This is a genomic window from Nocardia crassostreae (assembly GCF_001613405.1).
Lineage (GTDB): Bacteria > Actinomycetota > Actinomycetes > Mycobacteriales > Mycobacteriaceae > Nocardia > Nocardia crassostreae.
In genome coordinates this window covers 1-14,201 of sequence record NZ_BDCH01000012.1, presented here as the reverse complement: position 1 = coordinate 14,201, position 14,201 = coordinate 1, and the positions used below count along the sequence as shown (strand labels likewise).

Genomic DNA, 14,201 nt, shown 5'->3' with positions numbered 1-14,201 from the left:
CTGTCATAACCGCATATAAGGAATATCCGACGATACGTGCGAGCAACCTCCGCGCGCTGTGTACCTGCGCGCTCTAGCAGTGCACACTACGCTGGACCGGTAATCGCAACCATCGCCCGACAGGGCCACTGCCGCGGAATGGAAGGAGCCGGCGAGTGTTCAGCCGCATCGCCATCGTGAACCGAGGAGAGGCCGCTATGCGGCTTATCCATGCCGTCCGAGATCTGGCCGCGGAGACCGGGCAACCGATCGAAACCGTCGCGCTGCACACCGATGTCGACCGCAATGCGACATTCGTGCGCGAGGCCGATATCGCCTATGACCTGGGTCCGGCCTCCGCACGGCCGTACCTGGATCTGAAGGTGCTCGAGCGGGCGCTCCGCAAGACCAAGGCCGATGCGGCCTGGGTCGGCTGGGGCTTCGTCGCCGAGGATCCCGCCTTCGCGGAACTCTGCGAGCAGATCGGCGTGACCTTCATCGGGCCCAGCCCGGAGGCCATGCGCAAGCTCGGCGACAAGATCGGCGCCAAGCTCATTGCCGAAGAGGTCGGCGTGCCCGTCGCGCCGTGGAGCCGCGGCGCGGTCGAGACCGTGGAGGCCGCCGCCGAGGCCGCCGCCCAGATCGGCTACCCCCTCATGCTGAAGGCCACCGCGGGTGGCGGCGGGCGCGGTATTCGCGTCATCACCAATGAGGCCGAGCTGATCGACGCCTACGAGCGCACCAGCCAGGAGGCCGCGCGCGCCTTCGGCAGCGGCATCGTCTTCCTGGAACGCCTCGTGACCGGGGCCCGGCACGTCGAGGTCCAGGTCATCGCCGACGGTCAGGGCACCGCGTGGGCGCTGGGCGTGCGCGACTGCTCGGTGCAGCGGCGCAATCAGAAGGTCATCGAGGAATCGGCCTCGCCGGTGCTGCGGCCCGAGCAGACCGCAGAGCTGAAGGCCTCGGCCGAGCGGCTGGCCATTGCGGTCGGCTACTGCGGCGCCGCCACCGTGGAGTTCCTGTACCACCCGGGTGACGAGCTGTTCGCCTTCCTCGAGGTCAATACCCGTTTGCAGGTCGAGCACCCGATCACCGAGATCACCACCGGTTTCGATCTGGTCCGCGCGCAGCTGCAGGTGGCCTCCGGTCAGAAGCTGGAGGGCGAACCGCCCGCCGAGCGCGGGCACGCCATCGAGGCCCGGCTCAATGCCGAGGATCCCGACCGCGATTTCGCGCCCGCGCCGGGCCGCATCGCGCGGCTGAGCCTGCCCGCCGGTCCGGGCATTCGCGTGGACACCGGTGTCAGCGAGGGCGACACCATTCCCGCCGACTTCGACTCCATGATCGCCAAGATCATCGCCTACGGTCGCGACCGCGATCAGGCGCTGGGCCGGTTGCGCCGGGCCATGGCGCAGACCCGGGTCGTCATCGAGGGCGGCGCCACCAACAAGAGCTTCGTGCTCGACCTGCTCAACCAGCCCGAGGTCATCGACGCCAGCGCCGACACCGGCTGGATCGACAGGGTGCGCGCGCAGGGCCGCCTGGTCTCCGACCGCCATTCCGCCATCGCGCTGGCCGCGGCGGCCATCGACGCCTACGAGGAGGACGAGCGGATCGAGCGGCAGCGGCTGCTGTCCACCGCCTCCGGCGGCCGCCCGCAGGTGCAGCACGAGAGCGGACGACCGCGCGATCTCAAGCTGCGCGGCGTCGGCTACCGGGTGCGCGTGGCCCGCACCGGCGCGCACCGCTTCCGCATCGGCATCGAGGCGGGCGGCGAAACCCGTACCGCCGACGTCGATCTGGAGCGTTTCGATCAGCACACCGGGCAGATCATCGTCAATGGCTCCCGGCATCGCCTGATCACCGGCACGCACGGCCCGATCCACCTGGTCGAGCTCGACGGCGTGACGCATCGGATCAGCCGCGACGAGGGCGGCGTCGTGCGCTCGCCCGCGCCCGCGCTGGTCGTCGCCACCCCGCTCGAGGTCGGCGCCGAGGTCGAGGCGGGCGCGCCCGTGCTGGTGCTGGAGAGCATGAAGATGGAAACGGTGCTGCGCGCGCCGTTCCGGGCGCGGCTCAAGGAATGCGCCGTCACCGTCGGCACCCAGGTCGAGACCGGTGCGCCGCTGCTGCGGCTGGAGCCGCTGGTCGAGGACGGCGAGGAGGCCGATACCGCGGCCGCCGGATCCGCCGACCTGGATCTGCCCGGCCGGACCGAGGCCGAGCATCCCGAGGAGCTCATCACCCGCGGCCTCGAGGATCTGCGCAGCCTGCTGCTCGGCTTCGACGTCGACCCGCACGACGAGGGCCGGGTGGTCGACGACTACCTCGCCGCCCGCCGCGCGGCCGTCGCCGACAATCGGCGCCCGCTCGCCGAGGAACTCGAACTCGTCCAGGTCTTCGCCGATCTCGCCGAACTCAGCCACAACCGGTCGTGGGACGACGACAGCGCCCCGGGCCACGTGCACAGCGCCCGCGAGTACTTCCACACCTACCTGCAGAGCCTCGATGTCGAGCGGGCCGGGCTGCCGGAGAGCTACCAGGACAAGCTGTCCAAGGCGCTGGGCCATTACGGCGTCACCGAACTGGATCGCACCCCCGATCTGGAGGCCGCGGTCTTCCGGATCTTCCTGGCCCAGCAGCGGCCCTCCGACACCGTCACGGTCATCACCACGTTGCTGCGCGAATGGCTGCAGGAGCCGGTGCCGGATCGCGCGCTGCGCGAACCGGTCGGGCTGGCGCTGGAGCGGCTCGTCTCGGCCACGCAGGTGCGCTTCCCCGTGGTCGCCGACCTCACCCGCGGCGTGGTCTACCCGTGGTTCGGTTACCCACTGCTGCAACGCAATCGCGCCCGCGTCTACACCAATGTGCGCAAGCACCTGAGCCACTTGGACGCCAACCCGGGCTCGAACGAGCGCACCGAGCGCATTGCCGATATGGTCCGCAGCACCGAACCGCTGGTGCGGCTACTCGGCCAGCGGCTGGTGCGCGGCAGCGTGGACAACACCGTCATGCTCGAGGTGCTGACCCGCCGCTACTACGGCAACAAGGGGCTCACCAGCGTGCGCACCCAGGAGGCCGGTGGCTGCACCTTCGTCGTCGCCGAACGCCGTGGGCTGAGCCTGGTTTCGGCCGCGGTGAGCTTCGACGCGCTCGGCACCACGCTGCGCGGGCTCGCCGAACTGGCGAGCGGCGGCGCGTCCATCGAGGCCGATATCTACCTCGCCTGGGAGAAGCAGCCCGAGGACTTCGAGTCCATGGCGGCGGCGCTGCAGGAGGTGTTCAACGCCCATCCGCTACCGCATCAGGTGCACCGGATCACGGCCACCGTGGCGGGCAGCGGCGGTGCGGTCATGCACCACCACTTCACCTTCCGGGCCGCGGCCACCGGGATGACCGAGGAGCGGTTGATCCGCGGTCTGCACCCGTACATCGCGCAGCGCATGCAGATGAAGTCGCTGCACAAGTTCGACCTCACCCGCCTGCCGTCCTCGGACGACGAAGAGGTGTACCTGTTCCGGGCCATCGCCAAGGAGAACCCGGCCGACGAGCGGCTCATCGCCTTCGCGCAGGTGCGCGATCTGGCGGCGCTGCGCGAGCACGACGGCCGCCTGCTGGCCCTGCCCACGGCCGAGTCCACCATCGCGACCTGCCTGGACTCCATTCGCCGGGCGCAGTCGCAGCGGCCGTCGAACAAGCGGTTCAATACCAACCGAATCGTCATGTACATCTGGCCGCCGGTCGATGTGACGCGGTCCGAGCTGGAGACGGTGCTCGGCGGGCATGTGCTGCCCATGACCTCGGGCGCGGGGCTGGAAGAGATTCTGCTCATCGCGCGCCAGCGGGATCCGGAGACTGGTGAGCTGACCAAGGTCGCCGTGCGCATCTCCTTCGGTGCCACCGGTGGCACCGAGGTGACCATCGGCGAGCGCACCGACGAACCGGTCGAGCCGATCGACGAGTATCGGCAGAAGGTGCTGCGCGCCAGCAGCCGCAATACCGTGTACCCGTACGAATTGACCTCCATGCTGGGCGATTTCGCCGAGTACGACCTCGATGCCGAGCACACGCTCGTGCCGGTCGACCGGCCGAAGGGGCGCAATAAGGCGGCCATGGTCGCGGGTGTGGTCTCCACGCCGACCGAACAGCATCCGCAGGGCGTGACCCGCGTCGTGCTGCTCGGCGATCCGACCAAATCCCTCGGCGCGCTGTCGGAACCGGAGTGCCGCCTGGTGATCGCGGCGCTGGATCTGGCCGAGCGCCTGCAGGTGCCGCTGGAGTGGTACGCGCTATCCTCGGGCGCACGCATCTCCATGGACTCGGGCACCGAGAACATGGACTGGGTGGCGGCCGCGCTCAAGCGGATCGTCGAATTCACCCAGGACGGCGGCGAGATCAATATCGTCGTGGCGGGCATCAATGTCGGCGCGCAGCCGTACTGGAATGCCGAGGCGACCATGCTCATGCACACCAAGGGCATTCTCATCATGACGCCGGATTCAACCATGGTGCTCACCGGTAAGCAGTCCCTGGACTTCTCCGGCGGCGTCTCGGCCGAGGACAACTTCGGCATCGGCGGCTACGACCGCGTCATGGGTCCCAATGGTCAAGGCCAGTACTGGGTTCCGAATCTGCACGCCGCGCGGGACGTGCTCATGTCGCACTACGACCACACCTATGTGGCGCCCGGTGAGCAGTCGCCGCGGCGGGCGCGGACCAGCGATCCCGTCGATCGCGATGTCTCCGACTTCCCGCATGTGGTGGCCAATAGCGATTTCACCACCGTCGGCGAGATCTTCTCCGCGACCGCCAACCCGGATCGCAAGAAGCCCTTCGACATTCGCACCGTCATGCGGGCGCTGGCCGACCAGGACCATCCGGTGCTGGAGCGCTGGGCGGGCATGGCGGACGCCGAGACGGCCGTGGTGCAGGACGCGCGGCTGGGCGGTATTCCGGTGTGCCTGCTGGGCATCGAATCCCAGGGCGTGCCGCGCCGCGGCCTGCCGCCCACCGACGGTCCGGACACCTACACCGCGGGCACCCTGTTCCCGCGATCGTCGAAGAAGGCGGCGCGGGCCATCAATACGGCCAGCGGCAATCGCCCGCTCGTCGTGCTGGCCAACCTGTCCGGCTTCGACGGCTCTCCGGAGTCCATGCGCAAGCTGCAGCTCGAGTACGGCGCCGAGATCGGCCGCGCCATCGTGAACTTCCAGGGCCCCATCGTGTTCTGCGTGATCTCGCGCTACCACGGCGGTGCGTTCGTGGTGTTCTCGAAGGCGCTCAACCCGAATATGACCGTCCTCGCGCTGGAAGGCTCCTTCGCCTCGGTGCTCGGCGGCGCGCCCGCCGCGGCCGTGGTCTTCTCCAACGAGGTCAATGCCCGCACCGCGGGCGACCAGCGCGTCCGGGATATGCAGGCCAACGCCGCCAATGCCACGGGCACCGATCGCGCGACCCTGGCCGCGGAACTCGACGATCTCCGGTCGTCGGTCCGGGCGGAGAAGCTCGGCGAGGTGGCCTCGGAATTCGATGGCGTGCACAATATTCAGCGCGCCGTCGAGGTGGGCTCGGTGGATGCCATCATCCGCGCCGCCGAGCTGCGGCCGCGGATCATCGAGGCCATCGAGTCCCGGCTGAACTGAGACTCGTTCTGTCACACGACAATTGAGCCGCCTACCTGGATTTCCAGGTAGGCGGCTCAATTCGTATTGCTGCCCCGCCGTTAGCGGTTGGCCGCTTCGGTGACGCTGTGTGTGCCCGCGCGGCGGCCGGAGAAGACGCAGTCGGCCAGGGACAGGCCGCTCACATAGGAGTTGGAGCAGATGCCCACCGAGGTGCGGCCCGCGGCGTAGAGGCCCGGGATGGGGTCGCCGTCCACATTGCGGACCGCGCCGGTGTTCTCGTCCACGGTGAGACCGCCGAGGGTGAGCATGGGGGTGGGGTAGGTCAGGCGGGCCTTCATCGAGATGTCGAGCAGTGAGAAAGGGGCGGTGTCGATCGGGCGGCGGAGGTCGTCCGGTTTACCGAGGGGGTCGGGTTCGCCCGCCGCGATGGCGCGGTTGTGGGCTTCCACGGTCTGGCGCAGGGCAATCGGGTTGATACCGGCCTTGGCGGCGACCTCCTCGATCGAATTACCGGTCATGCGGCCGAGATTGAGGAGGCGCTCGGTTTGCATGCGCTGGAACCAGACCGACTGGGGGCCGATCAGGGCGCGGGATTCGGCGATCAGGTTCGCATCCAGCAGCAGCCAGGCGCGGTGCTGCGGGGCATCGACAATGGCCGCGCCGAGGGCGGCGCCGTAGCGGGATTCGTCGATCATTCTGTGCCCGTTCACATCTACGGCGAGGGAGCCGAAGAAGGAGCTGGGCGGTGCGATGAAACGCCAGGTGGAGATGGCGTCCATTTTGTCGGTGGCCGCGCCCAGGGCCTGCGCCATCCGGATGCCGCTGCCGTCGTCACCGGCGGTGCCGAGCGGGAGGCCCGCCGACCACGGGTAGTTCGGGGCGCTGCGGCCGACCATCTCGGCATTGGCGATGAAGCCGCCGGTGGTCAGGATCACCCCGGCGCACGCTCGAATGCGAACTGTTGTGCCGTAGCGCTTTTCGATGCGGTCGATGCCGCGCTGCACGAGATTGCGCAGGCCGGGGTGGTAGACGCCGGGCTTGGCGGAGATACGGGCCAGCAGCGCGAAGCGCCGGAGCACGGCGCGGGGCGCGTGCGCCAGGGTGGTGGCCTCGATACCGACCACGCGGCCGTCCTCGACTACGAGTTGTGTTGCCCGAGTGCCGGTTCGGACTTCGACGCCGTGCTCGGCGGCCGAGTCGGCCAGCGGCCCGAACAGCTTCTTACCCGAGACGCCCCGCCCGTGTGCGCGATGGCCGCGCGGCGCGGGCTTGGCGAGCTCGCGGAATCCGCCGGAGTTCTCACTGCCGGAGTAGTACAGGTAGTAGTCGTCGCTCGGGTACGACGTCTTGTACGGACACAGCGAGGCCTGGAACGGAACCCCGTGTGCGGTGAGCCAATCCACCGTGGCGGGCGATTCCTCGCAGAACCGGCGCAGCGTCTCCGCGCTCACCGCGTCGCCGACCTCGGCGCGCAGATAGGCGTACATGGAGTCGATATCGTCCTCGATGCCCGCGGCTCGCTGCACCCGGGTCCCGCCGCCCGCATAGAAGATGCCGCCGGACAGCGCCGTCGCGCCGCCGCCGAGGAAGCGGTCTACGGCCAGCACCTCCGCGCCCGCCTCGCGCGCGGCCAGCGCCGCCGCGGCGCCCGCACCGCCGTATCCGACGACCACGACATCCGCCGCATCGTCCCAAGTCCGCATCGTCGCCGACCTTTCCCGAAGCATTCATCACCGGCGAGCGAACTATAACGTGTTTCAGTTCTGTGCGGCGGGCCGCAACCGCCGGTCACGGAACGCGGCGACGTCACGAATGTCGGATACATTTGCTCGTCCGCAATTCCCGATGAAAGGGCAGCTCGCCATGTCGATCGCCTCCGACAAGGCCGTTTCCATCGACTACGCCCTGACCGACGATGCCGGCGAAGTGCTGGACACCTCCGCCGGTGAAGGCCCCCTGGTCTACCTGCACGGCGCGGACAATATCGTCCCCGGACTGGAGCAGGCCCTGGAAGGCAAGGCCGTCGGCGACGAACTCACCGTCGTTGTCGAACCGGAAGACGGTTACGGCGAATACGAAGCCGAACTGGTCAGCGTCGTGAACCGCGCCATGTTCGACGGCATCGACGAACTCGAAGCCGGAATGGAATTCGAGGCCGAATCCCCCGACGGCGAGCATCAGATCGTCACCGTCGTGGACGTCGACGGCGACGACGTCACCATCGACGGCAACCACCCCCTCGCCGGTGAACGCCTGCACTTCCAGGTCACCGTCGTCGACATCCGCGACGCCACCGCCGACGAACTCGCCCACGGCCACCCCCACGGCGACGACGACCACGAACACGACCACTGACAACGGCCGCGAGGGCCCGCTCGACAGGTGATCCCTCCGGAACCGGAGTTAGGCTCGCATCGTGCATGACTCAGTCACCGTTCAGATGGCCGCCCCTGCCGACCAGATCTGGGATCTGATCGCCGATGTCACCAATGTGGGCCGCTTCAGCCCCGAAACCTACGGCGCCGAATGGCTGGGCAGCGCCACCGGCCCGGCCGCCGGCGTCAAATTCCGCGGCCATGTCAATCGCAATGGCTGGGGTCTGAAGTACGCCACCATCTGCAAAATCGTCACCTGCGAACCGAACCGCGAGTTCGCCTTCGCCGTCCTCGGTCCGCGCGACATGGCCGTCAACACGTGGCGCTACGTCCTCACACCCACCGAAACCGGCACCGCCGTCACCGAATCCTTCCAACTCGGCAACGCCATGCGCCTCTACTGGCTCCTGGCGGGCTGGACGCGCGGTAAAACCAACCGCGACAACATGCTCGAAACCCTCAACCGCATCAAGAAGGTCGTGGAAGAACCGCAGCGGTGACGGCGTCCAGCGCTCCGTTCGACAATGCCTACCTTGCCGGTCCGCATGCCGTGCATCGCAGGTTGCGGGAGGAGGGGGCGGTACGGCGGGTCGAGTTGCCCGGGGGTGCGGCCGCGTGGTTCGTCACCCGGGAGGCGGATGTCCGGCAGGGGCTTGCGGATCCGCGGCTTTCGATCGACAAGCGGGCGGCGCGGGATGGGTATGTCGGGTTTTCGCTGCCGCCCGCGTTGGACGCCAATCTGCTGAATATCGATCCGCCGGATCACACGCGGCTGCGGCGGCTGGTGTCGCATGCGTTCACGCGCGGGCGAATCGCTGGGCTCGGCAGGCGGATTCAGGAGGAGGCCGATCGGCTGCTCGACAAAATGGCGGGGTGTGAGCGGGTCGATCTGATTGCCGAGTTCGCCGCGCCGCTGCCGATGACGGTGATCGGTGATCTGCTCGGGATTCCCGAGGCGGATCGCGGGCGGTTTCGGGGGTGGACCGAAGCGCTGCTGGCGCCCGATCCGAATCGGCCGCAGGAGGCCAAGCTCGCCGTCGTCGCAATGGAGAAGTTCCTGCTCGAGCTGATCGAGGACAAGCGGGCCATGCCCTCGGATGATTTTCTGTCCGATCTGATCGCCGTGCGCGACGACGGTAGCGACCGGCTCACCGAGGACGAGCTCGTATCCCTGGCCTTTCTCACCTTCTGGGCCGGTTACCAGAACTCGGTCGACTTGATCGGCAACGGCCTTCTCGCCCTGCTCGACAATCCCGATCAGCTTGCGGCGCTGCGGTCTTCGGCCGAGGTCAGCAATGAGGCGATCGAGGAGCTGTTGCGGTACGCGCATCCGAGTCAGTTCGGCATTCGGCGATTCCCGCTCGAGGACATCACGATCGGGGGCGTCGACATCCCCGCCGGTGAGACCGTGCTGCTGGGTGTCGCCTCCGCTAATCGCGATCCGCATCGGTTCACCGATCCGGAGCGCCTCGACCTGAGCAGGGCGGAGAATCCGCACCTGGCCCTGGGGCACGGTGTCCATTACTGCCTGGGCGCGCCCCTGGCGAGATTGGAAGCCCGCATTGCCATTCGGAGCGTTCTGGATCGGTTCCCGTCGATCGAGTTGGCGATCCCGCGCGGTGAGGTGCGGTGGCGGTCGTCGTTCCGGGAGCACGGTCTGCGAGAGCTTCCCGTGACCGTGGGTCAGGACAGCGCGGCGACGACGGCGCGGGCGACCACCACCTGACCCGCCGGGGTGAGGTGCACCCCATCCGGCTCGTAGAGACGGTGCCCCGCGCTGGGCCGGGTGGGGGTGAGGGCGTCGACGACGGGTTCCGCGCGATCCCGGAGCGCTTGCGCGGTCTCCTCGTGATCCTTTGCGCGCCAGCCGATCCCCGCGCACTGGAAGGGCGGGAAGGCGGCGGTCAGCGTCTCGTCCGCATCGGTGGGGGTGAGCCAGACCCAGCGCGCACCGCTCAGCCGGACGCCCTCGTCGTGCAGCAGCCCCAGATTGCGGATGGTCTCCGCGGCGCCGACCACGCGCGGGCCGTCCGCGCCGAGGCGTTGCGCGTCATTGGCGCCGATTTGGCACAGTACACAGTCGGGACGGTGAAAGCCCAGGGCGGCAATGCCTTTCAATGTCTGGGTGGTGGTGGCTCCCGCCACCGCCAGATTGGTGAGCCGGATGCCATCGTGCGGCCGCCGCAGTTCGAGCAGGTGGCGCAGGATCTCGAACCAGGACAGGCGGTCGGCGGTGCTGCTCTCCCCCATGGCGACCACGTGCGCACCGGGCGCGAAGGGCAGCCGGTCGACCTTGCTCGCGAATTCCGGATCGGTCAGCAGATCCGCGGCGGCAGCACGGGCCTGGATGGCGAAATCCGCTCGCAGAGCCCGATATTCGTCGACATTCAGGCCGAACAATGCCGCGATGTGCGCGTCGTCGATGCCGTTCAGATAGGGCAGTGACAGTTCGGGTCGCTGGAACCGGACCAGTTTGGCGGTCATCTCGGTGGTCATGGCATTTCTCCTGGCATTCAAGGGATTACGAGCGAGGCAGCAGGAAGCCGACGGCGATCAGCCAGGCCATTCCGCCGAATCGGGCGATGGGCAGCAGGAAGGCGGCGGCGGTGAACGTGAGCGCCGCGGTCGTGCACAGTGCGATGAGCGCGACCACCAGGCCCGCGGCGATCAGCCAGCGTGCGAGCCGCCCGGGCAGTGCCCCCAGTGCGATACCGGCGATGAGCAGGCCCGCCGCCATGACATTCCCGGGCCCGCCGCACAGGAAGGCCAGGGTGTGCAGCGCCCGGACCAGCGCCGGATCGGTGACCACCTCCGGCACCGTCAGCACCCAGCTCACCACCCCGGAGAGCATCAGGAAGGCGGCGGCGAGCGTGCCGCCGACCGCGGCGAGCGCGGGCGCGAATCCCTCCCCGAACCGCCGCAATCGGGCCGCCGCCGTGGCCACGTACAGCGCCAGCGGAATGGCGCTCGCGAACTGCAGCACCGCCCCGGTTCGCACGGCCGCGCCCTGATCGCGGAAGTAGTCCAGCGCCTCCCCCGGCTCTCCGAACGGGGACGGAAATGGACTCCCACCGGCGCGAACAGTGCTGATGGCGAGTCCGGCGACGAAAAGTCCGGCGGCGACGGCTCCCAGGATTCCCAGGGGCGGCTCGAAGCTCGTCGCGGGCCGGTCGATGCGGGATGTGGCTGATACGGCCATGTCAATCCATTCTCATATGTGAATCGTTCTGTATAGTGAACGATTATCTGCTGTGTACGATAGCCCCGTGGCCGATTCGGAGCAAGGGGATCTCGAGCAAGCGCAGCCGTCGCGGCCGATGCGCGCGGTGGCATTCCAGCTGGCCCAGCTGGGCACCCATGCGGCCCAGCGTTTTTCCGAGCGCATTGCCGAAATCGGCCTCACTCCGCCGGAAGCCGGGATCCTGCGCCTGATCGCCGCCAATCCCGGTCTCAGTCAGCGCGCCCTGGCGGCCGAGCTCGGCGTGGTGCCCAGCCGCGTGGTGGCTCTCATCGATCCCCTGGATCGCAAGGGCCTCATCGAACGTCGCCGCAGCGCCGCGGACCGCCGCAACCACGAACTGCACCTCACCCCCGAGGCCGGTCGGCTGCTCGCGCGCCTGGCCACCGTCGCCATGGCGCACGAAGCGGCCCTGACCGCGCCGCTCACCGATGCCGAGTACCTGCAATTCGCCGACTTGCTGACCCGCCTCGCCGCCGCGGGTGACCTCACTCCCGGCGTCCACCCCGGTTACCGCGATCTGCCCGGGTAATCACTTCTCCCGGACGGGAATTGCCCGACTCTTCTAACTGTTGATCATATCTACAGCAGTTAGAAAATTCAGGGAGGAAGGCAGATGACCGGGCATTACGCACAAATCGCCTTCACCGACGGTGTTCGCGCCCACCAGCTCACCCACGGCAGCCTGCGCAGTTACGAGCGCATGGCGGCGGTGCCGGATACGGCCGACCGGATCGGTGAACAGGAAGCCTGGTTCATCGGCGAACGGGACAGCTTCTACGTCGCGACCGTGGGCGAAACCGGCTGGCCCTACATTCAGCATCGGGGCGGTCCGCGCGGGTTCCTCAAGGTCATCGACTCGCGCACACTAGGATTCGCCGACTTCACTGGCAACAAGCAGTACATCAGCCGCGGAAACCTGGATCACGACGACCGGGTCTCGCTCTTCCTCATGGACTACGCCGCCAAGGCGCGCCTGAAGATCTTCGGCCGCGCCCGCGTGGTCGAGGCCGCCGATGATCCGGATCTGATTGCCGCCCTCGCCGATCCGAGCTATCGCGCGCGGCTGGAACGCGCCGTCCTCATCTAGGTCGAGGCCTTCGACTGGAATTGCAGCCAGCACATTCCGGAGCTGTATCCGCGCGAAGAGGTGCTCAAGGCCGTGCAGTCCCTGCGCGACCGCATTGCGGAACTGGAAGGCGAGAACGCGCGCCTGCGGGCGGAGACCACCCGCGCGCAGTAATCCGCCGGACACGACCGCCCCGCGCGGTCGGTCGGCGCATATCCATTGATCTGGTTGGGAGTTGGCGTCATGCGCCGAGAAAACATTGCGTGGGCGGGACTGGCCGCCATGACCGTATCGTTCGGGCTGAACTTCACCATGGGGGTGTTCTTCGCGCCCACCGCCGCCGAGTACGGGGTGAGCGCCACCGCGCTCGCCGTCGCGGCGGCCCTGGGCACCACGGTCACCGGGCTGGCGCAGACGGCGGTCGGGCGAGCCCTGGATCGGTTCGGGCCCAAGGTCGTGCTCATCGGCGGACTGGTGCTGATCTCGTCGAGCTATCTGGCGCTGTCGACGGTCACCCGGACCTGGGAGTTCGTGGCGGCCTACATGCTGCTGGGCGGCCTCGGATTCGCGGCCTCCTCGACGCTGACCGTCACCACCCTCATCGGCCGCTTGCACGGCGATCAGTCCGGGCCGCAGCTGGCGCGCGCGGCGCTCGGCATCAATATCGGCCAGCTCATCACCCCGTGGGCGGCGACAGCGTTGTTCGAACCTCTCGGTGTACGAGGCGCTTTCGCGGTGCTCGGCGCGGCCGGGCTGCTCGCCACGGCGGCGCTGGGGTGGTGGCTGCCCGGCTACCCCCGCACGGCGGCCGCGCCCGGTCGCGGCGAATCGCTCGCGGGCCGATCGAAAGTGCTGGTGTCCTTCGGATTACACGCCGCCACGCTCTACGTCGTCATTCTCATGCTGCCCCGGCACGCCGCCGAGAACGATTGGTCGGTCGCGGGAGCCGGTCGCCTGGTGGCCCTGGCGGCCCTCTCGGCAGGCCTCACCTCCGCGCTCATGGTGCGCCTGATGCGGAGTCACCAGCCCGAGAATCTGTTGCGCGGACTGTATCTCGTGCGTGTGGCGGCTCTCGCCCTCGCGGTGTTCGCACCGGGGCCCGGGGTGCTCATCGCGGTGGCGGTGCTGTTCGGCGTGGCTTCCTTCCCCGTGATCCCGTTGACCATGGCCATCCTGTCGCGCGGCTTGGATCCGGCGCGCATGGGCCGCACCCTGGCGCCCGCCTGGGTGATTCACCAACTGGCGGCCGCCGCCGGGCTGGCCACGGCGAGTCTGCTGCACGCCGTAACCGACAGCTACCGCGGCTATTTCGCGCTCGCCCTGCTCTTCACCGCGGCGAACCTCGTCCTGCTGGCCCCGGCCCGAATTGATCGCAAATACATGCCCGAATTGATCGTGAATACATGACAGAGGGTGTCGTGATTTGTTGGCAGACTTGTCACTACGGCGTCACAGCAGGGGCCAACCGGCCGTTGGGCGTCCGTGGTGGAACGAATCGAATGGAGCTGAAGTGGCAGTGGAACGATCGGCCGTCAACCCGGTGTCGTGGTCGGTGGAGATGGGGTTCAACCAGGGAGAGTTGGTTTCCGGGCAGGCTCGGACGCTGTACTGCTCCGGGCAGACGGCGATGAGCGCCGAGGGTGAGCCGCTGCATGCCGGGGATATGGCGGCGCAGTTGGCGCTGAGCATCGACAATGTGGAGGGCGTGCTCAAAGAGGCCGGGATGACGCTCGCCAATCTGGTGCGGCTCAATGTGTACACCACTGATGTGGATCTGCTTTTCCAGCACTATGGGGTGCTGGCTGCGCGGTTGGGTGCGGCCGGGGTGGCGCCGACGACGACGATGCTCGGGGTGACGCGGCTGGCGATTCCGGGTCAGATGGTGGAGCTCGAGGGAACCGCCGTCGACTGATGCC

The 14,201-nt window shown here is 68.3% G+C and carries 11 protein-coding genes; 8 read left to right on the top strand and 3 right to left on the bottom strand.

Annotation, left to right across the window (positions count from 1 at the left end; genetic code table 11):
* Positions 1 to 155: 155 nt before the first annotated feature.
* Positions 156 to 5,621 carry an ATP-binding protein gene (locus NC4_RS06780; protein WP_067533942.1) on the top strand — a complete coding sequence of 1,822 codons (5,466 nt, stop codon included), beginning with the start codon at positions 156 to 158 and terminating at the stop codon, positions 5,619 to 5,621.
* 80 nt (positions 5,622 to 5,701) lie between these two features.
* On the opposite strand, the gene NC4_RS06775 is transcribed toward NC4_RS06780, so the two are convergent.
* On the bottom strand, positions 5,702 to 7,306 hold the full coding sequence (locus tag NC4_RS06775; RefSeq protein ID WP_067533940.1) for an FAD-binding protein: 1,605 nt from the start codon (positions 7,304 to 7,306) through the stop codon (positions 5,702 to 5,704).
* A 142-nt stretch (positions 7,307 to 7,448) separates the two neighbouring features.
* On the opposite strand from NC4_RS06775, the gene NC4_RS06770 reads away from it, so the two are divergent.
* The 3 genes from NC4_RS06770 (at position 7,449) to NC4_RS06760 (ending at position 9,704) form a co-directional block, all read left to right on the top strand.
* Positions 7,449 to 7,958 carry an FKBP-type peptidyl-prolyl cis-trans isomerase gene (locus NC4_RS06770; protein WP_218020927.1) on the top strand — a complete coding sequence of 170 codons (510 nt, stop codon included), beginning with the start codon at positions 7,449 to 7,451 and terminating at the stop codon, positions 7,956 to 7,958.
* A 61-nt stretch (positions 7,959 to 8,019) separates the two neighbouring features.
* Complete coding sequence (locus tag NC4_RS06765; RefSeq protein ID WP_157554346.1) at positions 8,020 to 8,478, top strand: SRPBCC family protein; 459 nt, start codon at positions 8,020 to 8,022, stop codon at positions 8,476 to 8,478.
* Positions 8,475 to 9,704 (top strand): cytochrome P450 family protein, encoded by a 1,230-nt coding sequence (locus tag NC4_RS06760; protein WP_067533934.1) that lies wholly within the window; start codon positions 8,475 to 8,477, stop codon positions 9,702 to 9,704. The genes NC4_RS06765 and NC4_RS06760 overlap by 4 nt, the downstream gene beginning before the upstream one ends.
* On the opposite strand, the gene NC4_RS06755 is transcribed toward NC4_RS06760, so the two are convergent.
* Positions 9,662 to 10,474 (bottom strand): SGNH/GDSL hydrolase family protein, encoded by an 813-nt coding sequence (locus tag NC4_RS06755; RefSeq protein ID WP_067533931.1) that lies wholly within the window; start codon positions 10,472 to 10,474, stop codon positions 9,662 to 9,664. The genes NC4_RS06760 and NC4_RS06755 overlap by 43 nt on opposite strands.
* A 25-nt stretch (positions 10,475 to 10,499) precedes the next feature.
* On the bottom strand, positions 10,500 to 11,177 hold the full coding sequence (locus tag NC4_RS06750) for a hypothetical protein (protein ID WP_245721531.1): 678 nt from the start codon (positions 11,175 to 11,177) through the stop codon (positions 10,500 to 10,502).
* 67 nt (positions 11,178 to 11,244) lie between these two features.
* Here NC4_RS06750 and NC4_RS06745 point away from each other — a divergent pair, with 67 nt between their 5' ends.
* From NC4_RS06745 to NC4_RS06730, 4 genes are all read left to right on the top strand, one after another.
* Complete coding sequence (locus tag NC4_RS06745) at positions 11,245 to 11,748, top strand: MarR family winged helix-turn-helix transcriptional regulator (RefSeq protein WP_245721530.1); 504 nt, start codon at positions 11,245 to 11,247, stop codon at positions 11,746 to 11,748.
* Positions 11,749 to 11,832: 84 nt separating this feature from the next.
* Positions 11,833 to 12,306 (top strand): pyridoxamine 5'-phosphate oxidase family protein, encoded by a 474-nt coding sequence (locus NC4_RS06740; RefSeq protein ID WP_245721529.1) that lies wholly within the window; start codon positions 11,833 to 11,835, stop codon positions 12,304 to 12,306.
* A gap of 222 nt (positions 12,307 to 12,528) precedes the next feature.
* Complete coding sequence (locus NC4_RS06735) at positions 12,529 to 13,692, top strand: MFS transporter (RefSeq protein WP_067533929.1); 1,164 nt, start codon at positions 12,529 to 12,531, stop codon at positions 13,690 to 13,692.
* 109 nt (positions 13,693 to 13,801) lie between these two features.
* Positions 13,802 to 14,197, top strand: coding sequence for a RidA family protein (locus tag NC4_RS06730; protein ID WP_067533926.1), 396 nt, complete (start codon positions 13,802 to 13,804; stop codon positions 14,195 to 14,197).
* Positions 14,198 to 14,201 lie beyond the last annotated feature (4 nt).